The 24,868-nt window shown below is 67.4% G+C and carries 24 protein-coding genes and 1 pseudogene; 18 read left to right on the top strand and 7 right to left on the bottom strand.

What is annotated here, in order from left to right; genetic code table 11:
- Position 1: 1 nt before the first annotated feature.
- From ASE11_RS11745 to ASE11_RS11795, 11 genes are all read left to right on the top strand, one after another.
- On the top strand, positions 2–1,105 hold the full coding sequence (locus ASE11_RS11745) for an amino acid ABC transporter permease (RefSeq protein ID WP_056272168.1): 1,104 nt from the start codon (positions 2–4) through the stop codon (positions 1,103–1,105).
- 12 nt (positions 1,106–1,117) lie between these two features.
- Positions 1,118–1,861, top strand: coding sequence for an amino acid ABC transporter ATP-binding protein (locus ASE11_RS11750; protein ID WP_056271149.1), 744 nt, complete (start codon positions 1,118–1,120; stop codon positions 1,859–1,861).
- A gap of 88 nt (positions 1,862–1,949) precedes the next feature.
- Positions 1,950–2,672: a glycerophosphodiester phosphodiesterase family protein gene (locus tag ASE11_RS11755; protein ID WP_056271153.1), complete on the top strand. Its 723-nt coding sequence runs from the start codon at positions 1,950–1,952 to the stop codon at positions 2,670–2,672.
- 2 nt (positions 2,673–2,674) lie between these two features.
- On the top strand, positions 2,675–3,019 hold the full coding sequence (locus ASE11_RS26880) for a glycerophosphodiester phosphodiesterase family protein (protein WP_056271157.1): 345 nt from the start codon (positions 2,675–2,677) through the stop codon (positions 3,017–3,019).
- Positions 3,020–3,101: 82 nt separating this feature from the next.
- Positions 3,102–3,836 (top strand): DUF1223 domain-containing protein, encoded by a 735-nt coding sequence (locus tag ASE11_RS11765; RefSeq protein ID WP_056271161.1) that lies wholly within the window; start codon positions 3,102–3,104, stop codon positions 3,834–3,836.
- Between the two features lie 62 nt (positions 3,837–3,898).
- Positions 3,899–4,252, top strand: coding sequence for a hypothetical protein (locus tag ASE11_RS11770; RefSeq protein ID WP_056271164.1), 354 nt, complete (start codon positions 3,899–3,901; stop codon positions 4,250–4,252).
- Between the two features lie 81 nt (positions 4,253–4,333).
- A complete protein-coding gene (locus ASE11_RS11775; protein ID WP_156406332.1) occupies positions 4,334–5,740 on the top strand; it encodes a TolC family protein in 1,407 nt (468 codons plus the stop codon).
- Between the two features lie 13 nt (positions 5,741–5,753).
- Entirely contained in the window at positions 5,754–7,148 is a 1,395-nt protein-coding gene (locus tag ASE11_RS11780) for a multicopper oxidase family protein (protein WP_056272171.1), read from the top strand.
- Between the two features lie 20 nt (positions 7,149–7,168).
- Positions 7,169–7,666, top strand: coding sequence for a plastocyanin/azurin family copper-binding protein (locus ASE11_RS11785; protein WP_056271170.1), 498 nt, complete (start codon positions 7,169–7,171; stop codon positions 7,664–7,666).
- 16 nt (positions 7,667–7,682) lie between these two features.
- Positions 7,683–8,414 (top strand): copper-binding protein, encoded by a 732-nt coding sequence (locus ASE11_RS25840; RefSeq protein WP_156406333.1) that lies wholly within the window; start codon positions 7,683–7,685, stop codon positions 8,412–8,414.
- A gap of 59 nt (positions 8,415–8,473) precedes the next feature.
- Positions 8,474–9,799, top strand: coding sequence for a TAXI family TRAP transporter solute-binding subunit (locus tag ASE11_RS11795; RefSeq protein WP_056271173.1), 1,326 nt, complete (start codon positions 8,474–8,476; stop codon positions 9,797–9,799).
- 115 nt (positions 9,800–9,914) lie between these two features.
- On the opposite strand, the gene ASE11_RS11800 is transcribed toward ASE11_RS11795, so the two are convergent.
- From ASE11_RS11800 to ettA, 3 genes are all read right to left on the bottom strand, one after another.
- Positions 9,915–12,014, bottom strand: a complete 2,100-nt coding sequence (locus ASE11_RS11800; RefSeq protein ID WP_056271177.1) for a DUF1631 family protein — start codon at positions 12,012–12,014, stop codon at positions 9,915–9,917.
- Positions 12,015–12,120: 106 nt separating this feature from the next.
- The gene (locus ASE11_RS11805; protein WP_056271181.1) at positions 12,121–12,660 is read right to left on the bottom strand and encodes a DUF1415 domain-containing protein; all 540 of its coding nucleotides are present in this window, start codon (positions 12,658–12,660) and stop codon (positions 12,121–12,123) included.
- Entirely contained in the window at positions 12,660–14,321 is a 1,662-nt protein-coding gene (ettA, locus tag ASE11_RS11810; protein WP_056271184.1) for an energy-dependent translational throttle protein EttA, read from the bottom strand. The genes ASE11_RS11805 and ettA overlap by 1 nt, the downstream gene beginning before the upstream one ends.
- Before the next feature lie 253 nt (positions 14,322–14,574).
- On the opposite strand from ettA, the gene ASE11_RS11815 reads away from it, so the two are divergent.
- A complete protein-coding gene (locus ASE11_RS11815) occupies positions 14,575–16,413 on the top strand; it encodes a DEAD/DEAH box helicase (protein WP_056271187.1) in 1,839 nt (612 codons plus the stop codon).
- A 111-nt stretch (positions 16,414–16,524) separates the two neighbouring features.
- Positions 16,525–17,514, top strand: a complete 990-nt coding sequence (locus ASE11_RS11820; protein ID WP_056271190.1) for an endonuclease/exonuclease/phosphatase family protein — start codon at positions 16,525–16,527, stop codon at positions 17,512–17,514.
- Positions 17,515–17,517: 3 nt separating this feature from the next.
- Here ASE11_RS11820 and ASE11_RS11825 read toward each other — a convergent pair whose 3' ends face one another.
- Both ASE11_RS11825 and ASE11_RS11830 read right to left on the bottom strand, forming a co-directional pair.
- The gene (locus ASE11_RS11825; RefSeq protein ID WP_056271194.1) at positions 17,518–17,901 is read right to left on the bottom strand and encodes a hypothetical protein; all 384 of its coding nucleotides are present in this window, start codon (positions 17,899–17,901) and stop codon (positions 17,518–17,520) included.
- Positions 17,902–18,022: 121 nt separating this feature from the next.
- On the bottom strand, positions 18,023–18,598 hold the full coding sequence (locus ASE11_RS11830) for a DUF4148 domain-containing protein (RefSeq protein ID WP_056271198.1): 576 nt from the start codon (positions 18,596–18,598) through the stop codon (positions 18,023–18,025).
- A gap of 215 nt (positions 18,599–18,813) precedes the next feature.
- On the opposite strand from ASE11_RS11830, the gene ASE11_RS11835 reads away from it, so the two are divergent.
- From ASE11_RS11835 to ASE11_RS11855, 5 genes are all read left to right on the top strand, one after another.
- Positions 18,814–19,746 carry a LysR family transcriptional regulator gene (locus ASE11_RS11835; protein WP_056271203.1) on the top strand — a complete coding sequence of 311 codons (933 nt, stop codon included), beginning with the start codon at positions 18,814–18,816 and terminating at the stop codon, positions 19,744–19,746.
- 85 nt (positions 19,747–19,831) lie between these two features.
- Positions 19,832–20,698: a hypothetical protein gene (locus tag ASE11_RS11840; RefSeq protein ID WP_056271206.1), complete on the top strand. Its 867-nt coding sequence runs from the start codon at positions 19,832–19,834 to the stop codon at positions 20,696–20,698.
- Between the two features lie 28 nt (positions 20,699–20,726).
- Positions 20,727–21,302: an RNA polymerase sigma factor gene (locus tag ASE11_RS11845; protein WP_235501271.1), complete on the top strand. Its 576-nt coding sequence runs from the start codon at positions 20,727–20,729 to the stop codon at positions 21,300–21,302.
- 61 nt (positions 21,303–21,363) lie between these two features.
- Positions 21,364–22,296 (top strand): ankyrin repeat domain-containing protein, encoded by a 933-nt coding sequence (locus ASE11_RS11850; protein ID WP_056271209.1) that lies wholly within the window; start codon positions 21,364–21,366, stop codon positions 22,294–22,296.
- Positions 22,297–22,318: 22 nt separating this feature from the next.
- Entirely contained in the window at positions 22,319–23,110 is a 792-nt protein-coding gene (locus ASE11_RS11855; protein ID WP_056271212.1) for an SDR family NAD(P)-dependent oxidoreductase, read from the top strand.
- A 13-nt stretch (positions 23,111–23,123) separates the two neighbouring features.
- Here ASE11_RS11855 and ASE11_RS11860 read toward each other — a convergent pair.
- Positions 23,124–24,365 (bottom strand): annotated as a pseudogene (locus ASE11_RS11860) (MFS transporter).
- On the bottom strand, positions 24,355–24,819 hold the full coding sequence (locus ASE11_RS11865; RefSeq protein WP_056271217.1) for a MarR family winged helix-turn-helix transcriptional regulator: 465 nt from the start codon (positions 24,817–24,819) through the stop codon (positions 24,355–24,357). The pseudogene ASE11_RS11860 and the gene ASE11_RS11865 overlap by 11 nt, the downstream one beginning before the upstream one ends.
- Positions 24,820–24,868 lie beyond the last annotated feature (49 nt).

Genomic DNA, 24,868 nt, shown 5'->3' on the forward strand with positions numbered 1-24,868 from the left:
CATGTCCGACACGTTCACGCCCATCGCCCCCCGCCCCTCCCCGGTCAAAGACTCGGGCCTCGTGCCCTGGATCCGGCGCAACCTGTTCGCCGACTGGCGCAGCACCATCGTCACGCTGTTCGTGCTCGGCCTGCTGGCCTGGGTGCTGCCCGGCTTCATCCGCTGGATGCTGATCGACGCCGTGATGCGGCCCGACTCCGAAGCCTGCCAGGCCGCACGCGGCGTGGGTGCCTGCTGGGGTGTGGTGGCCGAGAAGTACCGCATCATGCTCTTCGGCCGTTACCCGTTCGACGAGCAATGGCGTCCGCTGGTGGCCACCTCCCTCATGATGGGCGGGTTGATCCTGAGTTGCGTTCGCTTCTTCTGGAAACCCTGGCTGGCGCTCATGTGGGTGGGCATTCTGGCGCTGTTCTTCATCCTCATGGGTGGCGGCGTGTTCGGTCTGTCCGACGTGCGCACCGACCTCTGGGGCGGCCTGCCCCTCACCGTGATGCTGGCCACGCTGTCCATCTTCTTCGCCTTTCCGTTGGCGGTGGTGGTGGCGCTGGGGCGGCGCGGGCGCTTGCCCGCGATACGCACCGCCTGCATCGTCTACATCGAACTCATCCGCGGCGTGCCGCTGATCTCGGTGCTGTTCATGGCGTCGTTCATGTTTCCGCTGTTCATGCCGCAGGGCGTGACGTTGGACGTGCTGGTGCGCGTGATCGCCGGCATCACGCTGTTTGCCGCGGCCTACATGGCTGAGATCATCCGCGGCGGCCTGCAGGCCATCCCCAAGGGTCAGCTCGAAGCGGCCGACACGCTGGGCCTGACCTACTGGCAGACGCAACGCAAGATCGTGTTGCCACAGGCGCTGGCGATGGTGGTGCCCAGCATCATGAACACCTTCATCTCGCTGTTCAAGGACACCTCGCTGGTCACCATCGTCTCGCTCTACGAGCTCACCGGTGCGCTGGCGCTGGCACTGAATGCGGACGTGAACTGGCGCCCGTTCAAGCTGGAGGCCTACCTCTTCATCACCCTCATCTACTTCACGGTGTGCTTCGCGATGTCGCGCTACAGCCTGTGGGTCGAGAAACAACTGAGTGCCAGCAAAGCCCGCTGAAGGAACAAGAACATGTCAGACCCCATCATCCGTTTCGACAAAGTCAACAAGTGGTACGGCAACGACTTCCACGTGCTGCGCGACATCGACCTCGACGTGGCCAAGGGCGAGCGCATCGTGGTGTGCGGCCCCTCCGGCTCGGGCAAGTCCACACTGATCCGCTGTATCAACCGGCTCGAGGAACACCAGCAGGGCCATCTTTTCGTTGACGGCATCGAACTCACCGATGACATCAAGGCGATCGATCAGGTGCGCAGAAACGTGGGCATGGTGTTCCAGCAGTTCAACCTCTTTCCCCACCTGACCGTGCTGGAAAACCTCACGCTCTCGCCCATGTGGGTGGGCAAGATGCCGAAGAAGGAGGCCGAGGAAAAGGCCATGGTGCAGTTGCAGCGCGTGCGCATTGCCGAGCAGGCCGGCAAGTACCCCTTGCAGCTCTCGGGTGGACAGCAACAGCGCGTGGCGATTGCGCGCGCGCTGTGCCTCACGCCCAAGATCATGCTGTTCGACGAGCCCACCTCGGCACTCGACCCGGAGATGATCAAGGAGGTGCTCGACGTGATGGTGGAGCTGGCCAACCTGGGCATCACCATGATCTGCGTGACGCACGAAATGGGCTTTGCCAAAGCCGTGGCGGACCGCGTGATCTTCATGGACCAGGGACAGATCGTGGAGCAGAACACACCCACCGAATTCTTCAACCATCCACAGAACGAACGCAGCCGGGACTTCCTCTCCAAGATCCTCGGACATTGATTCGTAACGGTTCTTTTCAAGGCAGGGTTTTTGACTTGTGAGGGTCATGTGGCGCTGACACAATGCGCGGGTTCTCAAGGAGGCCCACATGACCACGCAACCCCCGTTCACCGTCCAACGCCTTTCCTGGCTGCGCTGGAGTTGCACCACCGCGCTGGGTCTGTCGGTGTGGTGCGCGGGCGCGGCACTGGCCTTTGACGCACAAGGCCACCGGGGGGCGAGGGGCCTGGCACCCGAAAACACGCTCGCAAGCATCGAACAAGCCCTGGCCATTGGCGTGACCACGCTCGAATTCGACGTCGTGCTCAGCGCCGAGGGCGTGCCGGTGATCTCGCACGACACCACACCCAACCCCGACATCACGCGCGACGCCAGCGGCAAATGGCTGCAGTCGCGCGGCAAGCCGTTCAACCAGTTGACCCTGGAGCAGATCACCAGCCTGGATGTCGGGCGCATCAATCCGTCGAGCCGATACGCCCGCGACTTCCAGAACCAGGCGCCGCAGGACGGTGAGCGCATCCCCACTCTGGCTTCCGTGTTCGAACGGGTCAAGCGGCTGGGCGCCGGCCATGTGCGCTTCAACATCGAGCTCAAGATGCATCCTCTGCGCCCAGAGGAATCGCCAGAACCCGAGGCGTTCGTGCGTGCTGTCGCCGCCGTCATCAGCAGCCACGGAATGGCATCGCGCACGACCCTTCAAAGCTTCGACTGGCGGGTGCTCAAGGCCAGTGAGGCCATCCGCGTTCGTTCCTCTCCGCCCAGACGCCGCGCTTCAACACCTTGGCCGATGGTGCATGGACTTCGGGTCTGAAGTTGGCCGATTTTGAAGACGCGCCCGCCATGGTCGCGGCCGCAGGCGGCAAGCTCTGGTCGCCCCATTTCAACGACCTGAGTCAGGCCACGCTGGCGCGCGCGCGCACGCTCAACCTGCGCGTGATTCCATGGACTGTGAACGAGGTCAGCGACATGGCGCGGCTGATCGACTGGGGCGTGGACGGCCTGATCACCGACTACCCTGACCGATTGCGCGCGGTGATGCAGCAACGCGGCATGGTGCTCCCACCGACCGTGGCCGCCCCAACGGCCAACGCGAAGTTGACGCTGTCCGCCACCACCCCGGAGCCGGTGCGCTTCGGAGTGGCCCCCGACCTGCGCTGAGCCGGGCCGACCTCCCGTCGGTTCGGGTGTAAGCCGGCGGCCGTGCGACCGACCAACGGCCATCCTTCACCTGGAGATGGCCATGATCCTCACCTCACGCGCATTGCCGTGCATCACGGCCTTCGTCGCCGCCGTGGGGGCGGCGGGGACAGCCGCGCAGACCTGCGAGGTGCGGTCCGGCCCCAGGCCGCCCGCGGTCGTCGAGCTTTACACCTCCGAGGGCTGCAGCTCGTGCCCGCCGGCCGACCGCTGGCTCTCCACCCTGAAGACCCAGGACAACGTGCTGGCGCTCTCCTTCCATGTGAACTACTGGAACCACCTGGGTTGGCGCGATCCGTTCGCCACACCCGAGACCACCGCCCGCCAGTACCAGCTGAAGGAAGCGCTGCGCGGCAAGCACGTCTACACACCGCAGGTCGTGCTCAACGGGCGTGACCACCGCGACTGGCACGGCCAGGCCGCCAGCCACCTGAGCGGCCTGCCCGCCGCGGCCGCCCCGGCCCTGCGCCTGAGCCGCCAGGGGACCGTGGTGACGGCACAGATCGCGGCCACGCCGGGCACCGAACTGGCGGGCTATTGGGCCGTCCTGCAGGACGGCCTGGTGAGCAAAGTCACGCGCGGCGAAAACGCCGGCGAAAGCCTGCGCCACGACCATGTGGTGAGCTTGTACCAACCGGTGGCGCCCTGGGCCGCCGGGCAGGGTGGCAGCGCCAGCCTCGTGCTGCCCGCCGGCTCGACACAACGCTTGGCTTTCGTGGTGACGAACCCCGGCCTGACGCAGCCAGTGCAGGCACTGGTGTTGCAATGCCCCGCCTGAAACAGGCGAGTTTCAGCCGCGCGGATGGAACCAACACAGGTTGATCCGTATCATCCCTAGCCATGCGCCACTGGTTCCTCGTCCTCATGATCGCCCTGCTGCCCCTGCGCGGCTGGGTGAGTGATGCCATGGCGGTGGAGATGTTGACCCAGCCTGCACACGCCGCCATGACCACCATGGCGACGGATGAGCATGCGGCTGAGCACGACCACTGTGCCTGCGACGAGCACGCAACGTCGACAGAAGACAGCGGCGACCACCAGCACAGCGCCTGCGATGTCTGCAACGTGCCCGCCCTGGCCATGGCCACGCGCGCGCTGCAGACTCCGCCCACACTGCACAGCAAGCTCGCGCCTCCCGCCGATCGCTTTGCCAGCAGCGAGGCCCAACGGGGCATCAAACCACCCATTTCCTGACTTCACACGCCACAGGTGCGTCCGCAGCCACCCGATGAGGGCGTGCCAGCGGGCGTCGGTTCGTGATTTCAGGAGATTCCCATGATGGTTTTGCGGCGGTTTTCACCGCCTTTCACAAGCACACGTTGTCGCGTCGCGGCCTTGAGCCTGGCCTGCCTGTCGGCGGTCTGGGGGCCGGCACAGGCTCAGCCTTCCCGAGCACTGCAAGCCGCCGATCCGGCAACCCCCGCACCCGCTGCAGCCCCTATGGTGCTGCCCGCCACCGGTGCGATGGCGCCGCAGGAACGCCCGGCAGACATCGCCCGGGCGCGCGAGATCTGGCGACGCGCCAACGAACGCGTGGCCGAGTTCCCGCGTGGCCACGCCGACCTGCTGCGCTGGGAGGCGAAAAATCCGGGCGACGCCGCGCCCGCCGCCGATGGCAACAGCGCCAGGCCCGAGGCGCTGGACGTGGCGCAGGCGCTGCGCATGTCCTTGCGCCAGCGGCCCGACCTGTTCACCCACGCCGACATGAACGCGCTGGCCACAGGTGCGGTGCGGGTGGCCTACGCCCGCCACGTGCGCGACGTGCAGCGCGCCTGGGTCGACGCGGTGAGCGCGCGCCAGAGCTGGCGCCACGCGAGCGACATCTGGGACGCCACACGCACCGGCAGCGAACTCGGCCAGCGCATGGTGGTGGCCGGCAACTGGAGCCAGGCCAGGCTGATGCGCGAACAGTTGCTGGAAGCCAGCGCCTGGCAAGCCAGCGTGAACGCGCAAGCCACGGCCTTGGCAGCCCAGGAGCGGCTGGCGCAACTGTTGGGCCTGTGGGACGCACAGGCCGTGGCGCAGTTGGGTGAGCGACTGCCCGCTGGCTTGCCGGCCGTGCCGCCGCGTGCCGTGCCGGGCGAGGGCCTGAGCGAATCCTCGCTGGAAGCTGCCGTGCTGCGCGCCGACCCGCTGCTGGCCCAGCAACGGATCGAGGCCCAGCGTGAACTCGCCGCCGTGAGCAGCGCCCGCCGGCAGACCTGGAACGCCGCGGTGGACGCCGCCCTGGCGGCCATGCCGGACCCAAGCACCACGCCGACACCGCCGCACATCGGGGACCTCTCGCTGCTGCGCGATCACCCGCTGGAGCGCGCGACCCGCGCCGAGGCCAGGCTGCTGCGCGCTGCAAGCGAACGCCGCTCGATGGCGCGCCAGGCCTGGGCCCAGCTGCAAGCGCGCCACGCCAGTGCGGTGCACGCGCAAAACGTGGTGGCCCAGCTGCAAGCCGCCCTGGAGCAGGAAACCTTGCTCCGCTACAACGGCATGCTGCAAAGCAGCTGGGAACTGCTGGCCAGCGCGCGCGAGCGCATGCAGTCGCTCGACGCCGCCTTGCAGGCCCGGAGCGACTACTGGCGCGCCAAAGCCGACTGGCAAGCCCTGCTGGCCGGCGCGGAATTCGCCGGCTCCGACACCTCTTCCAACGCCGGCGCAGGCGCAACCGCCACCCCGGCAGGACACTGACATGAACAAAACGATGAACCGAAGAAACTGGCTCGCCGGTGCTGCCGTGGGCGCAGTCGCGGCCACCAGCGTGAGCCGCGTGGCGCTGGCCGCCATCCCCGAGCCGGTGCAGCAAACCTCGGCCAACACCGCGCCGCCCTGGACGCCACCGGGCGTGACCGGTGCGGGCCGCCCCTACAACCCGGTGGTCACGCTCAACGGCTGGACCGCGCCCTGGCGCTTGAACGCGGGGGTGAAGGAATTCCACCTCATGGCCGAGCCGGTGGTGCGTGAAATGGCGCCAGGCTTCATGGTCAACATGTGGGGCTACAACGGCCAGAGCCCGGGCCCGACCATCGAAGTGGTCGAGGGCGATCGCGTGCGCATCTATGTGACCAACCGACTGCCCGAACACACCACCATCCACTGGCACGGCCAGCGCCTGCCCAACGGCATGGACGGTGTGGGTGGCCTCAATCAGCCGCAGATCAAGCCCGGCCAGACTTTCGTTTACGAATTCACCGCGCGCCGGCCCGGCACCTTCATGTACCACCCGCACGCCGATGAAATGACGCAGATGGCCATGGGCATGATGGGCCTGTGGATCACGCACCCGAAGGCGAAGCACCCGCTCATCGAAGACGTGCAACGCGACTACTGCTTCCTGCTCAACGCCTTCGACGTGGAGCCCGGCAGCATGACGCCACAGGTCAACACCATGCTCGACCAGAACATCTGGGCCTGGAACAGCCGCGTGTTCCCCGGCATCACACCGCTGGTGGCCAGGCTCGGAGAACGGGTGCGGGTGCGCGTGGGCAACCTCACCATGACCAACCACCCGATCCACATCCACGGCATCGAGTTCGAAGTGACCGGCACCGACGGTGGCGCCACGCCCAAGGGATCGCGTTGGCCCGAGGTGACCACCGACGTGGCCGTGGGCCAGATGCGGCAGATCGAGTTCGTCGCCGACGAGCCGGGCGACTGGGCCATGCACTGCCACAAGAGCCACCACACCATGGGCGCCATGGGCCACGGCGTGCCCACCATGATCGGCGTGGACCACCGAGGGCTGGTGAAACCGCTGCAGCGCGCCGTGCCCGACTACATGGTGATGGGCGAACGCGGCATGGCCGACATGGGCGAGATGGAGATGGAACTGCCCGCCAACACCTTCCCCATGATGACCGGCACCGGCCCCTTTGGCGCCATCGAAATGGGCGGCATGTTCACCACGCTCAAGGTGCGCGCCGACCAGCAGACCGGCGACTACAGCGACCCGGGCGACTACAAGATTCCGCCGGGCACGCAGGCACGGCTGGTGGACACCGGTGCCGCGCCCGTGGCCACCCGGCCTGCTGCAACCACCCCGACGACCCCACCCGCCGCCACTGCCCGCAAGCCCGCGGGCGGCCACGGCAACCATTGAAACTTCAACGGAGAACACGCATGCCCTTCAAGACACGACGCAGCCTGCTGGCCCTTCCCCTGGCGCTGGCCTTGCCCCGCGCCTTTGCCCACGCCGATCAGCACCCCAAGGCAGCCACCCCGTTGGTGAAAGAGCAGAAGCCCTGGGGCATCGCCGCAGAACCGGCCAAGGCCAGGCGCACGGTGGACATCCGCATGAGCGACGACATGAAGATGACGCCCAACCACCTCGACGTGCGTGAGGGCGATACTTTGCGCCTTCGCGCCATCAACGTGGGCCAGCTGCTGCATGAGATCGTGATCGGCACCGGCGAGGAGCTCAAGGCGCATGCCGAGATGATGAAGAAGTTTCCCAAGATGGAGCACGACGAGCCCTACATGGCGCACGTCGCTCCCGGCAAACGCGGCGAGATCGTCTGGACCTTCAACCGCCCGGGCGACTTTGAATTCGCCTGCCTGATTGCCGGCCACTTCGAAGCCGGCATGCGCGGCACGATCCGCGTCGCCCCCAACGCTTGACCACCAGGAGACCACCATGCAACGACGTTCCCTTATCAACACCGCAGCGGCATTGATCGCTGGCGCGGCCCTGCCCGCCTGGGCTCAAACACCCACCACCCTGCCCGTGCTGCAGGTCTGGAAAGATCCCAACTGCGGCTGTTGCCAGGACTGGGTGAACCATCTCCAGGCCGACGGCTTCCAGGTGCAGGTGTTCGCCACCGGCAACGCCGCCGTGCGCAAGCGCCTGGGCCTGCCCGACAAGTTCGCCTCCTGCCACACCGGCCTGATCGGTGGCTACGCCATCGAGGGCCACGTGAACGCGCGCGAGATCCGCCGCCTGCTGGCCGAGAAGCCCAAGGCCATCGGTCTGGCCGTGCCGGGCATGCCGGTGGGCAGCCCGGGCATGGATGGCGCCGTGTACGGCGATCGCCGCGACGCCTACGACGTGGTGCTGGTGCAGCCCGACGGCACGGGCCGCGTGTACCAGCACTACACCGGCAACACGACGGGCTTCAAGCGCACGGCCACCACCGCAGACACGTTGTCGATGGTCGAGGCCGAGGTGCGCCGCGTGGACACGGCCGCCGGCAAGATCTCGCTCAAGCACGGAGAGATCAAGAACCTGGACATGCCACCCATGACCATGGTGTTCCAGGTGAACGACCCGGCGTTGCTGGGCAAGGTCAAGGCCGGCGACAAGGTGCGTTTCACCGCCATGCAGATCAATGGTGCCTACACCGTGATGAGCATCGAACCGATGCCCTGAGCCCGCCTCGAAGGTCCCCGGCAACCGCTTATTACAGGGTGCCGTGCTAATGTCGCGGCATGCCCAAAACCCTTCGCTACACGCTCATCTCCCTGCGCGAGATGATCGTGTCATTCGGTCCCTTTGCCCTGCTCACCATCGCGTTGCTGGGCGTGGCCTATTGGTGGCTCAACCCCACGCCCCCCAAGCGCGTGGTGCTGGCCACCGGCCCGGATCAAAGCGCCTACGCGGAGTTCGGCAAACGCTATGCCGAAGCGCTGGCGCGCTACGGCATCACGGTCGAGCTGCTGTCCTCCGAAGGCTCCTCCGCCAACCTCGAACTGCTGCGCACCGGCAAAGCCGATCTCGGCTTCGTGCAGGGCGGCACGGCCGACATCGGCTACGACGAGGAAGACAGCATCACTTCGCTGGGCAGCCTGTTCGTGGAACCGCTGTGGCTGTTCTACCGCGAGGACTCGGCCAGGCGCCTGCGCAAATCGCCCACCGTGAACCAACTCGCCGAGCTCAGCGGCTGGCGTGTGAACGTGGGCACGGCCGGCAGCGGCGTGCCCCGCCTGTTCTCCACGCTGCTCGACGTGAACCGCGTGGACCCGAAGCAGTTGCGCCTGAGCGAATTGGAGCAAACCCCGGCCACGGTGGCCTTTCTGGGTGGCAAGATCGATGCCGTGGTGTTCGCTTCGGCACCCGAGTCGCTGATGGTGCAGATGCTGCTGCAGACCCCGGGCGTGAAGCTGCTGGACTTCGCGCAAAGCGAAGCCTATTCAAGGCGTTTTGGCTACCTCACGCCGGTCGTGATGCCGCAGGGCGTGGTGGACCTGGCGCGCAACATACCGACCCGGGACGTTCGACTGGTCGCGTCCACCACCAGCCTGCTGGCGCACAGCGACACCCACCCCGCCATCCTGCAGCTGTTCGCACAAACGGCCACCGGGCTGCACGGGGGCTCGGGCTGGTTCAGCAAGGCGGGCGAGTACCCCAGCCTGGAGCACAGCGAGGTGCCGATCTCACCCGAGGCGTCACGCGCCATCAAGAACGGCGCCCCGTTCCTGCAACGCTACCTCCCCTTCTGGTTGGCCAACCTGATCGAACGCATGTGGCTGGCCATGGGCCTGATCCTGGCGCTGGCGCTGCCGCTCTCGCGCATCGTGCCCCCGCTCTACACCTTCCGCATCCGCAAGCGGGTGTTCCGCTGGTACGCCGAACTGCGCGACGTGGAACAACGGTTTGAAGCCGACGCCGACAAAGCCGCCGACCTGGTCGAGCAGCTCGACGCCATGGAATCGAAAGTGGAAAAGGTGGTGGTACCGCTGTCGTACACCGACGAGCTCTACGCGCTGCGCAACAACATCCACCTGGTGCGCAAGAAGCTGCTGAGGAAAGTCTGAAGACCTCGCGAAGCGGGGAAGAGTGGGGGCAACGTTTTGCCGCCGGGCCGCCCCAAGGCAAAACAGCCCCCTCGGGGGGCAGCGACCCGCGCAGCGGCGGAGCGTGGGGGCTACGTTAAAGCCCTTCAGCCTTGATGCTGTTCAGCCAGGCTTGACGTGTGACCTCGTCCAGCGCTTCATCGACCACGCCGTGGTCCGCCACCACACGCAGTTTGTCCAGCTCGATCAAGCGGTCCAGGCCGCGACGGGTCATGGACAACGAGCGGCCATTGGCGCCCGAGAACAGAAACAGCGTGCCGTGCGGGCTGGCCCAGGTGATCTGGCAACGCAGGGCCTGACCGTCCTGCCACACGTCCACCCAGGTGCCCACGCTGAGTTGTGACGGCGGTTGCGCCGCCATCTCCGCCTTGAGATCCACCCAGTCCCGCTGCAGGGGCTGGGTGTCCACAAAGGAGGGATGGGTGTCGGGCTGAGAGTCCGGCAAGGAGTCGTCCATGAAGCAGGTGTCGCGCGCCTCGGCGGGCTGCATCCACGGCTCCAGGTCGTCCTCGAACTGCTGGCTGGGCTGCACGTCCTGCGGCGACTCGGTGCGCTGGGTCTTGTAGGCCGCTTCGTGCAGACCCATCAAGGCCTGAAAGAAGGCTTCGGCCTGTTCGCGCGGGTAGTCGATCGAGTCCAGGCCTTCGCGCAAGGTGCGCAGCACGGTCGGAATGATCTTGACCAGACGCGGGCGGTTCAGACTCGCCACCGCCAGCTGACTCGACCACAGCAGATCGGGCAGGATGTCCGTGTAACGCATCGCAGGCACCTCGGAGGGGCCCAGGCCTGTGGCGTTGGAGACTTCCAGCCGGGCCTGCGCCACCACCTGGGCCCAGGGGCCGGTGAGAAAGCGCCTGACCACCCCGGGGGAACGGTCAAAGTCGTTGCGCGACCGGAATTCGGCAGCCACGCGCTCGGCCAGCAGGTTGCGCTGCTCCACCCGCACCAGGGTCTTCACGGCCAGGCCACGCGCCTTCACCTGCTCGGGTGCCATGGCCTCGGTCTGCGAGCGGTTGAAGTGCTGAAGCAAGCCTGGAAACCGATCGGCGAGGTCCGGGCCGGGCTTCTGCAGCGTGTCGATGATGCCGCGCACCTGGCGCGAGAACGCAGCGTAGCCACGGTCCTGCTCGTTCGTGTAGGCCAGGCTGTGTTCGGTGATGGCGTCGAGCAATCGGCGCGCGGGATTCTGCCGATCGGCGAAGAAACGCGGGTCGGTGCGGGCCACTTGCAGCAAGGCGGGCTTCATGCCCTGCAGCATCTCGCGCACCGGCCGCAACAAGCGCTCGTCGGCCGAGATCTGCTTGAGCATGAGCGAGACGACCTCGCTGGCGAGCGTGCGCACCATGGCGTTGCCGGCACCGACCGTGCCAGGCTCGCGCAGGGGCTCGTCGTCGGGTTGCTCCAGGTTGCCCACCAGAAGCTGGTGCAAATGATCGAGCGTGAGCAGGGCCTCGGTCCCCAGGCCCGCCTCTTCCTTCGCACCACCGGCCCGACGGCCCATGGGGGCGTCGGCCGTGGCGGTGCGGGCATCGGGCAACTGGATCACGGCATAGCCAGCCGCCTGCACGCCCATGCGATCCAGGAAGGCGCTCAGCCGCGTGTACAGGCCCTGCAATTCGTGACCCAGGGAAATGGCGCCGGTTTGCAGCCAGCGCGAACGCACGGCCGGCGCGATGCTCAAGCCCTTGAGGGCCTTCATCAAAGCGCCGACCACCACGTCTGCGCGCAGCGGATTGGCCTCGGCATTGACGCTGTGCATGCCTTGTGCGGTGCACAGGCGGGCGGTGAGCTCGACGATTTCATGATCAACCGTCATGCTGACGATCTGCTGCACGCGGGCCAGCTCGACCGTCTCCTGCACCTGGTCGTCGCCCATGAGTTCGAGCTCGTCAAAGCTCACCGACTTGGCCCGGCGCGGCTGCGCGTCGGTGCCCGGCAAGGCGTTGCCCACCGAATCGCCAAGCGCTGCGAGGAACCGGGTTGCAATCAGGTCGCGATGCGACTCCAGAGCGGTGCGCGCTTCGACGAAAACCTGCTTGTCGCCCAACTGGCGGGCCGACAATTCCTTTTCCTTGAGTGCGGCTTGCAGCTTGTCCAGCCAGCGCGGCACCCACTCGCGCGTCTGGGCGAGCGCCTCCTTGAGGCAGGCGTCAAAGGCCTGGAGATGGGCAGCCATGCGGGCGAGTTCCTTCAGTCAAAGGGCCAAGGTGAAGTGATGGAACCATTGTGACCAGCAGCCGACCCACACACAACCGCGAAAAGAAACCGAATGTCCCGGCTGTTCACTCTTTAGCCATAAGGGCTCGCCAGCCCTCGGCGCCCAGATCGCGCAAGGTCTGCAGGTTGCGTTCGACGATGGCGTCGGCGTCACCGCCTTCACTGGCCACGGCGCGTTCCACGCTCTCCTCGCGCAGCAGGTGCAGCGTGGGAAACGGTGCCCGGTTGGTGCAGTTGGTCACATCGTCGGGCTCGGTGCCCTCGAACTGAAATAAAGGGTGAAAAGGCGCCACCTGGATCACACCTTCAAGCTCGTGCTCGGCCACCACGTCATCCACCACATTGAGGAAGTCGTTGAACACCTCGAAGTCGGGAAACAGCGTGGCGTGCACCAGCAACGTGGTGTCGATCTCCTCGGCTGGGGTGTTCACCAGCAGCGTGAGTTCGCGGTCCAGGTCGTCCAGAAACGCATCGAGGTGGCGCGCCTGGCTCACCACAATGCGCACCTGATTCTTCACATACACCGCCCGTGCGAACGGACACAGGTTGAGGCCGATGACGACCTTTTCCAGCCAGTGACGGGTGGCGGCTTCGACGTCCGACATCACTTCAAGGCTTTGAAGCGCATGCGTTTCGGTTTCGCGCCTTCTTCACCCAAACGCTTCTTCTTGTCGGCTTCGTACTCCTGGTAGTTGCCGTTGAAGAACACCCACTGGCTGTCGCCTTCAGCGGCCAGGATGTGGGTGGCGATGCGGTCGAGGAACCAGCGATCGTGGCTGATGACCAGCGCACAACCGGCGAACTCGAGCAGCGCGTCTTCGAGGGCGCGCAGGGTTTCCACGTCCAGGTCGTTCGAGGGTTCGTCAAGCAGCAGCACGTTGCCGCCTTCGGCCAGCGTCTTGGCCAGGTGCAGGCGCCCGCGTTCACCGCCCGAGAGGCTGCCCACGCGCTTTTGCTGGTCGCCGCCGGAGAAGTTGAAGCGGCCGCAATACGCGCGGCTGGGCATCTGGAACTTGCCCACCGTGATCATGTCGAGGCCGCCCGAGACGTCTTCCCACACCGTCTTCTCGTTCTGCAGATCGTCGCGGCTCTGGTCCACCACGGCCATCCGCACCGTCTGGCCGATCTTCACTTCGCCGCTGTCGGGCTGCTCCTTGCCGGAGATCAGCTTGAACAGCGTGGACTTGCCCGCGCCGTTGGGGCCGATGATGCCGACGATGGCACCGGCCGGAATCTGGAAGCTCAGGTTGTCGATGAGCAGGCGGTCGCCGAAGGATTTGCTGACGTTCTTGAACTCGAACACTTCGTTGCCCAGGCGCTCGGCCACGGGAATAAAGATCTCGTTGGTCTCGTTGCGCTTCTGGTAGTCCACATCGCTGAGTTCTTCAAAGCGCGCCAGACGCGCCTTGCTCTTGGCCTGACGGCCCTTGGGGTTCTGGCGCACCCACTCCAGCTCCTTCTTCATGGCCTTGGTGCGTGCGTCTTCGGTGCGCTGCTCCTGCTCCAGGCGGGCTTCCTTCTGCTCCAGCCAGGTCGAGTAGTTGCCCTTGTACGGAATGCCATGGCCACGGTCGAGTTCGAGAATCCACTCGGCCGCGTTGTCCAGGAAATAGCGATCGTGGGTAATGGCCACCACGGTGCCGGGAAAGCGCTTGAGGAACTGCTCCAGCCAGTCCACCGACTCGGCGTCCAGGTGGTTGGTGGGCTCGTCGAGCAACAGCATGTCGGGCTTGGACAGCAGCATGCAGCAGAGCGCCACACGGCGTTTCTCACCGCCGGAGAGCACGCCCACCTTGGCGTCCCATGGGGGCAGGCGCAGCGCGTCGGCCGCGATTTCCAGCTGGTGCTCACCATCGGTGCCCGAGGTGGAGATGACGGCTTCGAGCTGGGCCTGCTCGGCGGCCAGCGCGTCGAAGTCGGCGTCTTCTTCGGCGTAAGCGGCGTACACCTCTTCCAGACGTTTCTGCGCGGCGCGCACGCCGCTCATGCTGTTTTCCACCGCCTCACGCACGGTCTGCTCGGGGTCGAGCTGTGGCTCCTGCGGCAAATACCCGATGCGAATGCCCGGCATCGGAATGGCTTCGCCTTCGATTTCCTTGTCGATGCCGGCCATGATCTTGAGCAGCGTGGACTTGCCCGAACCGTTGGTGCCGAGCACGCCGATCTTGGCGCCGGGGAAGAAGGAGAGCGAAATGTCCTTGAGGATCTGACGCTTGGGCGGCACGATTTTGCCGACCTTGTTCATGGAAAAGACGTATTGAGCCATTGCTGTGTGTGCCTGAGAAATCTGCAGCCAGGACGGCCGCGCAACCTTTGATTATCCCAGCATGCGACAATACGGCTCGTCGGGCACTTCAGTTGGCTCGACACCAGCCTTTCGCTGGGGTGCTCGCCAACCACTGGCGGCACCAAACCCCTGAATCCATCTGCCCCAGACTGGCCGGGTCCCGCTTCCAACACCGAAGCGGTTCACGGAGTGGCCGATGCCCCCAGCGCCCTGGACGGGCGCCTCCAAAAAAATGACCTTTGACGATCTGAATCTGGCCCCGGCCATCGTGCAAGCCGTGCGTGAGCACGGTTACGAAACCCCCACCCCCATTCAAGCGGAAGCGATCCCCGCCGTGCTGGCCGGTCGCGACCTGCTCGGTGGCGCCCAGACGGGCACCGGCAAAACCGCTGCCTTCACCCTGCCCCTGCTGCAACGCCTTGCCGACGGCGAGCGCGCCAAGAACCGCTTCGGTGGCGTGGCCATCCGGGCGCTGGTGCTCACCCCCACCCGCGAACTCGCCGCGCAGGTCGAGGAATCGGTGCGCACCTACGGCAAACACCTGACGCTCACCTCCACGGTTGTCTTCGGCGGTGTGGGCATGAACCCGCAGATCAACGCCATGAAACGCGGCGTGGACGTGCTGGTGGCCACCCCGGGCCGTCTGCTTGATCTGCAACAACAAGGTTTCCTGGACCTCTCCGGCGTGCAGATGCTCGTGCTCGACGAAGCCGACCGCATGCTCGACATGGGCTTCATCCACGACGTGAAGAAGATCCTGGCGCTGGTGCCGAAAGACAAGCAGAGCCTGCTGTTCTCCGCCACCTTCAGCGACGAGATCCGCGATCTGGCCAGCGCGCTGCTCAAGGACCCGCTGCACATCCAGGTGACCCCGCGCAACACCACGGTGCAACGCATCACCCAGGTGATCCACCCGGTGGGCCGCGGCAAGAAGAAGGCCCTGCTGGTGCACATCATCAACCAGCACAACTGGAGCCAGGTGCTGGTGTTCACCCGCACCAAGTTCGGCGCCAACAACGTGGCCGAATTCCTCACGAAAAACGGCATCCAGGCAATGGCGTTGCACGGCAACAAGAGCCAGGGTGCCCGCACCCAGGCCCTGGCCGGCTTCAAGAGCGGCGACATCCGCGCCCTGGTGGCCACCGACATCGCAGCGCGCGGCATCGACATCGACGAACTGCCGCACGTCGTGAACTACGAAATTCCGAACGTCAGCGAAGACTACGTGCACCGCATCGGCCGCACCGGCCGCGCGGGCAACGACGGCGCTGCGGTCAACCTCGTGAGCCTGGACGAAGAAGGCTTCATGATGGAGATCGAGCGCTTCACCAAGCAGCGCATCCCCGTGCAGATGTTCCCCGACTTCATGCCCGAGCCGGGTGAGAAGGCCGAGCCCATCGCCATGGGTCGCCAGACCATCTGGGGCGGTGCCGGCAAGCCGCCGAGCCGCGACGTGATGGCCGCGGCCGCCAAGGCCGCGCGCACGGAAATGATGCAGCGCGTGCGAGAGAAAAAAGCCGGTGAGCCACAACAGGCTCGCGGCAACGGTGGTGGCGGTGGCCAGCGTCAGCGCCCTGCCGGTGACGGCGCCCAGATCGACGGCCCGCGCGGTGAAGGTCGCCGTGGTGGCGGCAACGGTGGTCAACGCGCGAATGGCAACGGGGGCAACGGTGGTGGCAACGGTCAACCACGCGGCAACAACGGCCCGCGCAACGGCGGCGGCCAGGGCCAGCGCCCGCCGCGCCAGCAGGCCGACCGGGGTGACCGCATGGACCGCGCGCCGCGCGAGGACCGTGGTCCGCGTGAAGACCGCGAACCCGGCGCCGAGCGCCAGCCCGGACCCAACGCCCACCTGGGCAGCCTGCGCATCAAGGAGCCGCGCCCACGCGCGGCCAACCCGGGCGGTCAGCCCGACCCGCTGCGCACCAGCATCGATGCCATGCGCACCGGCAACCGCGGTGGCAAGGGCGGCGGCGGTGGCGGCCGAGGCGGCCCACGCAATGCGGGTGGCGGCGGTGGTGGTGGCGGCAACGCCGATCCGCTGCGCACGAACTTTGGGCGGATTCGCTGAGCGGATTCGCTGAACTACAGTGCGGTCATGCAAACCGACCGCACTCTTCCCTCTCCCGACGCCCCGTCTGCCCTTATCGGCAACGGGGCGTCGCCACGTTGGGCCACGCTCATGGTGGCCACCTGCAACGTGCTCAACCTCGCGCAGGCCGGGCGCCATTTCTACGATGGGCAGGACCCCTACAGCCAGACCGAGTTCGAGCGCAAGGTGGACTGGCTGGGTAACCGCTTCAGGGCGCTCAACGCCGATGTGATCGCGGTGCAGGAGGTGTGGGACGAACTGGCCCTGCGCGCGGCCGTGGCGCGCAGCGGATTGCAATACAGCTCGGTGGTGGTGCCCGGCGCCGAGAACGGACCGGGCCAACCGGGTGCACAAGGCACGCCGCGCGTGGGCATCGTCACCCGGTTGAAGCTGGAGTCGGTCGAGTCCATCGTCAACTTCCCCGCCGCCGCCGTGGTTCAGGTGCCCGGCATCGGCGCCCACAGCCGCTTCGAGCGCCCACCGCTGGTGGCCACGCTGCGCTTGAAGCACGGCCAGCCGGTGTGCGTGATCACCGCGCACCTCAAGAGCAAGCGGCCGAAGTACCTGGAGGACGCCAGTGGCAAGACCATCGAAGACACCGCCGACCCTGCCGTGCAGGCGCTGGGGTCCCTGCGTTCCCTGATCATGCGGGCCGCTGAGGCGCTGGCACTGCGCCTGAAGGTGGTGGAGCTGCTGCACCGCACGCGCCTGCCATTGGTGCTCATGGGCGATCTCAACGACAGCCCGCACAGCGTGACCACCCAGCTCATTGCCGCCACCTCGCAGGTGGCTTACGACAAGGGCGCGCGCGACAACGCGCTGTTCAGTGCCTGGGATGTGCAGGGCGAAGCCGCGCTGCGCCGCGACGTGGCGTATTCACACATCCACCAGGGCTACCCCGAGGTGCTCGACCAGGTGCTGGTGAGCGAGGAGTTCGTGGCCACCAGCCGCAGTGCCATTGGCGATGTGCGGCGGGTGGAGGTGTTCAACGACCACCTGTTCGAGGGCCGCGACCGCAGCCGCAGCGACCACGGCTTCGTGCGCGCGCTGCTCAGGCTGCGCCTGCCCGATCCGGTGTGAGCGTCACACCTTGACGAACGCGGTCACCAGTGGCTCGTCACCCACCTGCCGGCTCCAGTGTCCGTGCACCGCCGCATCGAACTGGGCGCCCGCGGGCAACGTATCGGCCGAATAAAAGTGGTCGCCCGCGCCGAAGATGCGCGAACTGCCGTCCTGCAAACCGATTTCCATCTGGCCCTGAAGCACAAACAGCCACTGCGGCGCATCGGTGCAATGGAACTGGCTGCGGAACCCCACCGGACTCTGGCGCAACTGCAATCCGCTCGCGGGCAACACCGGCGACAAGCGGGCTGCGGGCGTGCCTTCGGTGAGGCCTACCGGTTCCTCGCGGAATCGCGCGCGGCCATCGGTGTCGGTGAACAGCACGACCTTGTTGAAGGGGATCATGAGAGGCTCCTGAAAAAGGTGCCCGGTTGTACCAGACGGCACAACGCCCGGGATCCTGTGAAGGACACCGGGCGTTGGCGTCGCCAGCCTCATGAGCCGGCGATGGGCTTTGCGAAGGCGATCAGTTGGCCCTGACGGTGCTCGCGTTCACCAGTTCGGCACGCACGTCCTCACGCGACTTGCCTTGGGCAACGGTCGGCTGTGGGTAGCGGTTGGGGTAGAGCTGGTTGAAGCGCTGACCCGTTTCGCTGTCGGCGATCAGGTCACCGTTGCGCTGGGCTTCGGCCAACTCGGCTTTCACTTCAGCGCGGGTCTTGCCCTGCGCGACCACTTCAACGGCGGGTGCCGACGTGCGGGTGGCTGCGTATTGCTCGGGGTACAGCTGGTTGAAGCGCTGACCGGTTTCGCCGTCGGCGATCAGGTCACCATTGCGCCGGGCTTCGGCCAGTTCGGCTTTCACTTCGTCGCGGGTCTTGCCCACGGAAGCCACAGCGGCCTGGGGGTAGAGGTTGGAGTAGATCTGGTTGAAACGCAGACCGGTTTCGCTGTCGGCGATCAGGTCGCCGGTGCGCTGGGCTTCAGCCAGTTCTGCGCGAACCTGTTCGCGGGACTTGGCAGCAGCAGGGTCGGCAGCCAGGGCGTGACCGGCAACGAGGGTGGAGAGGGCGATGGCAACAACAGACAGACGGGTATTCATGACAATTTCCTTTGAGAGGGGTTGAACATGCCGGTCGGTCCGTTGTGCGGTCTGGCCGGCTTCGATGCCTCTGCGGAGGGTTTGCGTGCATCGATGGGTTGAACTGTAAAGTTTCTGATCCTGAAGAAAAATAGCATTGGAACGACTGCTGTGTTTCGTATTCAGCAATAATCGAGGCTTTCTCACCCGGGAAAACCCTTTAAAGGAGCCTCTTCATGGACCGTCTGGCCTCGATGCGCGTCTTCCAAAAAGTGATCGACGAGGGAGGTTTTGCAGCCGCCGGACGCGCCATGGACATGTCGCCCGCAGTGGTCACGCGGCTGGTCGCCGATCTGGAGGATCACCTGGGTACCCGTCTGCTGCACCGCACGACGCGGCGCGTGTCGCTGACCGACGCGGGCGAGAGCTACCTCGACCGGGTGCGCGTGATCCTACAGGACCTCGACGAAGCCCATGCACTCGTGAGCTCACAGACCAGCGAGCTGGCGGGCGTGCTGCGCCTGCTGGCGCCACCGGTGCTGGCCACGCACGTGCTGGCGCCGCTGGTGAGCGGTTTCCGACAGACCTACCCCAAGATCCTGCTCGATATCGACGTGGAGTCGCACCGCGAGCCGCCGATCGAGGACTACGACATCACGCTCATGGGCGCCAGGGCTTCGTTCGACGCCAACGTGATTGCGCGCAAGGTGATGTCCAGCGTCACCGTGCTGCTGGCCTCGCCGGAATACCTGCGGCGCAAGGGCACGCCCGCGCGGCCCGAAGACCTGGCGCAGCACGACTGCCTGCGCCTCAAGCCCGCCGCCGGCCGCAGCCGGGCCTGGCGCCTGCTGCACGAGACGGACGAAGCGCGCTTCGCCGACATCGAGGTGCAGCCGGTGCTGTGGGCCAACCACACCGACACGCTGATGCACGCCGCGCTCGACGGCGCCGGCATCACCGCCACCACGATCGAGCTGGCCGCCCCGCTGATCCAGAACGGCGACCTGGTGCGCGTGCTCAACCCCTGGATCACCGACCGCCTCACGCTCTACGCGGCCCTGCCCAGCCGCAAGTTCATGCCGCGCCGCACCGAGGTCTTTCTGGACTACCTCATCGAGCAGACCCGCGCGCGCGTGGGCGGCGCTCTCGCCGCCTGCAGCAGTTGCTGACGGTTACATAAAAAGCGCCGCCGCTTCAACCCCGTTGAGGCGGGTGGTTCGTTTCACCAGGCTCCATCCACTTTTCGGAGCCCGCATGAAACCCCTGGCCATCCTGCGCACCACCCTCACCACCGCCGCCCTGCTCGCAGCAGCCCTGCCCGCCCACGCCGTGGGCCGCCTCGCCGACATCCAAGTGGTCGACCGCGACAGCGGCGAGACGCTCACCGTCTACCGTCACCAGGGCGAACACTGGGTGGCCGGGCGGCCGGGCGCGCGCTATGCGGTCTCGGTGCGCAACGCCACGGCGGGCCGCGTGCTCGGCGTGGTCTCGGTCGACGGCGTGAACGTGATCTCGGGCGAAACCGCCGCCTGGCAACAGACTGGCTACGTGCTCTCGCCGTGGCAGCAGCACGCCATCACCGGCTGGCGCAAGAGCGACGCCGAAGTGGCGGCCTTCCATTTCACGGCCTCCAGCGCGTCGTACGCCGAGCGCACCGGGCGCCCGGCGCACGTGGGCGTGATCGGCGTGGCCGTGTTCCGCGAGAAGCCCCTGCCCCCGCCGCCGCCCGCGGTGCTGCCCTGGCCTTCGCAGTGCGAACCCGGCGCTGCAGAGAGCCGCTCGTCCGCCCCGTCCAGCGCGGCGGATACGACCGCCGAAGCGCAGGCCAACAACGGAGCGCCACGCGAGCGAGCCGAATCGCTGGCCGCGCGCCGCATGGCGCCCGCCGCGCCGATGCCGGCGCCGCGCCTGGGCACCGGCCACGGTGAGCGCGAGGCATCGCACATCAGCCACACCACGTTCGAGCGCCGCAGCGAGCGGCCCGACGAACTCGTCCGCATCCGCTACGACAGCCGTGAGAACCTCATCGCCATGGGCATCATTCCCACGCAGGCCGTGCCGCTGCGGCCGAACCCGTTCCCCGCGGGTGTGCAACCGGGCTACGCACCGGACCCGCGTTGACCAACAACCGGCTTCCATAATCGCGTGCATGACCGACGAGGCCGTGCCCGCCAACGAAACCCTGATGCAGGCCTTTGCCGCGGGCGACGCGCGCGCCTTCGAAACCCTGTACGACCGCCACGCCCTGCCGGTGTGGCGCTTCGTGCAGCGCAGCGTGCACGACCACGCGCTGGCCGACGACCTGGTGCAGGACGTGTGGTTTTCGCTGGTGCGGCAGGCGCCGCAATACCAGCCCCGCGCGCGCTTTCGCACCTGGCTGTTCACGCTCGCCCACCACCGCATGGTGGACCACTGGCGCACCCACAAGGCCCACGCCAGCCTGGACGCCGAGACCGAAGACGGCGCGGCCCTGGCCGACACACTGGCGGCCGATTCGGGCTTCGGCCCGGTGCGGCAACTGCAGTCGCGCGAGCAGGCGCAGGCCCTGCTGGACGCGCTCGCTGCGTTGCCCCTGCCGCAGCGCGAAGCCTTCCTGCTGCAGGCCGAAGGCGGCCTGAGCCTGGCCGAGATCGCGCAGGCCACGGGCGTGAACACCGAGACCGCCAAGAGCCGGCTGCGCTATGCGCGCGAGCGCCTGCGCCACACCCTGGAGGCCCTGGCATGAGCGCCGCGCCGGGCCGCCCCAAGCCAGCTCGCACGGCAGCGCGATGCGCGGAGGTATCCCCATGACGCCCGAAGACGATCTGCTGCAACGCTACCGCGAAGCCAATGAGCACGACCCCGCACGGCCCGACCCGGCCCTGCGCGAGCGGGTGCTGGCGCGCGCGCGCGCCGCCGCACAAGCGCGCAGCGCGCCGGGCACCGGCAGACCACCCGCCGCCAACGACACCGCCTGGCGCTGGCGAGCCTTCGGTGGCCTCGCCGTGCTCGGCCTGGCCACGCTGGTGGCGTTGCAGTTCGACCGCGGCACGCCCGAGGAACGCAAGATCGCGCTCGGCGAGACCGCGGCACCGCAGCGCGAGGCCGCTCGCGCCGATACCGCGCCTGCGGCGCGCGAAGCGGCACCGTCAGCGGTGGTGACCCCACCCTCCCCTGCGGCCCCATCGGCGACCAAGTCACGACCGACGCCCACGCCGCCGCAGGCACGCAGCGCCGCGCCCGACCCGCCCCCGGCGCCACCGACACCCATGCCCGCACCCGCCCAGGCCTTTCCAGCGGCACCCCGCATGGCCGGCGCCGCCCCGTCGACGCAGGACGCAGAGGCCCGGTCCAGCGCGCCCGCGGACACGGCCGCCGCGCCCCGTGCGCGTGGTCTGGCGCGGGAGGAAGCCCCTGCCACCCTGTCATCGCGCCAGGCCGCGTCGCCCGCCAGCGCCACGCCACTCGCGGCCTTGTTGGGCGCTGCGGCGCACGGCGCAATGGTCGAGGTGCGCGAGGCCCTGACCCAGGGCGCGGACGTGAACGGCACCGATGCGCGCGGCCGCAGTGCACTCATGCTCGCGGCGCAGCGCGGCGATGCGCCGCTGGTGCGCCTGCTGCTCGACGCGGGCGCCGATCCGCGGCGCACCGATCGCGACGGCCTGCGCGCCGCCGATCTCGCGCAACAGGCCGGACACGCCGCGTTGCTGCCTTTGCTGGAAGAACGCGGCACGCGCTGAGACCGCTCGCTACCATGTCGGCATGAACATCTCAGCCCCTTCTTCCTCCGTGCACTTCGGCCATCAGGGTCGCATCGTCCTCGTCACCGGCGGTGCCCAGGGCATCGGCGAAGCCTGCGCGCGCCGCTTCGCGAGCGAGGGCGCCCACTTGGTGATCGCCGACGTGGCCGACGCCGCCGGCCGAGCACTCGCGCGCGAACTCGGCGGCATGTACATGCACTGCGACGTGGGCGACAAGGCCGATGTGGACGCCATCGTGGCGCAGGCGCTGGATGCGCACGGCCGCATCGACGTGCTGGTCAACAACGCCGGCATCTTCAAGGCTGCCGAGTTCCTCGACGTGACCGAGGACGACTTCGACGAAGTGCTGCGCGTGAACCTAAAAGGCGCCTTCCTCATGGGCCAGGCGGTGGCGCGCGCCATGGCGCAGGCTGGCGGCGGCAGCATCGTCAACATGAGCTCGGTCAACGGCGTGCTCGCCATCCCCGACATCGCCAGCTACAACGTGAGCAAGGGCGGCATCAACCAGCTCACCCGCGTGATGTCCTTGGCCCTGGCCGATCACGGCATCCGCGTCAACGCGGTGGCGCCCGGCACCATCGCCACCGAACTCGCCGCCAAGGCGGTGCTGACCAGCGAGGCCGCGCGGCAGAAGATCCTCAGCCGCACGCCCCTGAGGCGCCTGGGCGAACCCGACGAGATCGCCGACGTGGTGGCCTGGCTGGCCAGCGACGCGGCCAGCTACGTCACCGGCGAGATCGTCACGGTCGATGGCGGGCGCATGGCGCTGAACTACACCGTGCCGGTGGAGTGAGCAGCGCGCTGGTTCAAGCTGCTTGGGGCCGCACCACCACCGCTTCGCGGATCGGCAGGTGGATCAGCGCCGCACCCACGGCCAGCACGATGTCGATGTACCAGACCCAGTCGTAGCTGCCGGTGGCCTCGAACACCTGTCCACCGAGCCAGGCGCCGAGGAAACCACCCACCTGGTGGGACAGCATCACCAGGCCGAACAGCATGGCCATGTTGCCAGTGCCGAAGAACTTGGCGACCAGCCCCACGGTAGGTGGCACGGTGGAGAGGAAGGTCAGGCCCATCACGGCCGCAAACGTGAGCATCACGGCCTCGGTCTTGGGCGCGAGCAGGAAGATGAGCACCGCAAGCGCACGCGTGGCGTACACCAGCGAGAGCAGCGACTTCATGCGCCAGCGGCCCACGGCCCAGCCCATGGCCAGGCTGCCGATGATGTTGAACAGGCCGATGACACCCAAGGCCCACGCCCCCACCGGTGCCGGCAGGCCGCACGCGGCGACCACGCCCGGCAGGTGCGTGGCGAGGAACGCCACATGAAAACCGCAGACGAAAAAGCCGGCCGACAGCAGCAGATAGCTCGGTGTGTTCAAGGCCTTGCGGATTGCTTCGCGCGCCGGCAGCGCGACTGGCGCGGGCGCGGCACCCGCTTTGGCCGCCGGGCCGGGGCCGCGCAGCACCCAGGCCGTCGGGAGCGCCAGCAGCACGATCAAGGCCAGCGCCTGCATCGCGCCCGCTCAACCCAGGCCGAGCGTGAGCGCGGCGGCCAGCGGCGCCATGACGAACTGGCCGAACGAGCCGCCCGCGTTCACGATGCCGGTCGCCATGCCCCGCCGCTCGGCGGGGATCAGGCGCGCGGTGGCCGCCATCAGCACCGAAGGTCCGGCCATGCCGGCACCACCGGCCGCGAGCACGCCGATGGCCAGGATGAGGCCCCAGGTGCTCGTCATGAGCGGCGTGATGTAGGTGCCCAGCGCCACCAGCAAGACACCTGCGAGCAGCACACGCCCGGCGCCGATGCGGTCGGCCACGGCGCCCGCGAAAGGCTGCGTAAGGCCCCACCAGAGCTGGCCAAAGGCAAAGGCCAGGCTGATGCTGCCCACGCCCAGGCCAGTGGCGGTGTTCAGCGGCGAGAGGAAGAAGCCCATGGTCTGGCGCGTGCCCATGGTAAGCGCGAAAGCGCCGGCCGCGGCCAGCAGCACCACCCACCACGCATAGGGTGCGCGCGCGGGCGCGGCGGTTGAGCTCTCAGCTGGCATGGGTGTCTTCCTCGTGAAATGCGGCCAGACCCTGGTCCAGCAGGTCGTGCAGCGCCACCACCGTGGCGGCGCCAAGTTTGTCGTTGAGCGCCACCTGGGCGGCCTTCCAGCGCCGTTGCGCCTGGCGCCGCGTCTCGCGCCCCGCGTCGGTGATGTGCACGGTGCGGCTGCGCGCGTCGGCACCTTCGCCCATGGCCAGCCAGCCGGCCGCGATCATCGGCTGCAGGTTGCGCGTGAGCGTGGACGCGCCCATGTCCATGCGCCGGGCCAATTCACCGGGCGCGAGCGGCCCGAGGCGGTCCACGTGCGTGAGCAGCGAGTACTGCGTGATCTTCAGCCCCGCGCCGGCCAGGTGCTGGTCGTAGTGCTGGGTCACGCGGCGCGTGAACTGGCGCAGCTTGAAGTTGGTGCAGCCCACCGGAGTGGGCAGTGACGCATGGGTGTCAGCATTCATGAAATGATTGTATCTACAATATTTGTACCCGCAAATACATGGAGTTGAA

The organism is Hydrogenophaga sp. Root209 (genome assembly GCF_001428625.1).
Lineage (GTDB): Bacteria > Pseudomonadota > Gammaproteobacteria > Burkholderiales > Burkholderiaceae_C > Hydrogenophaga.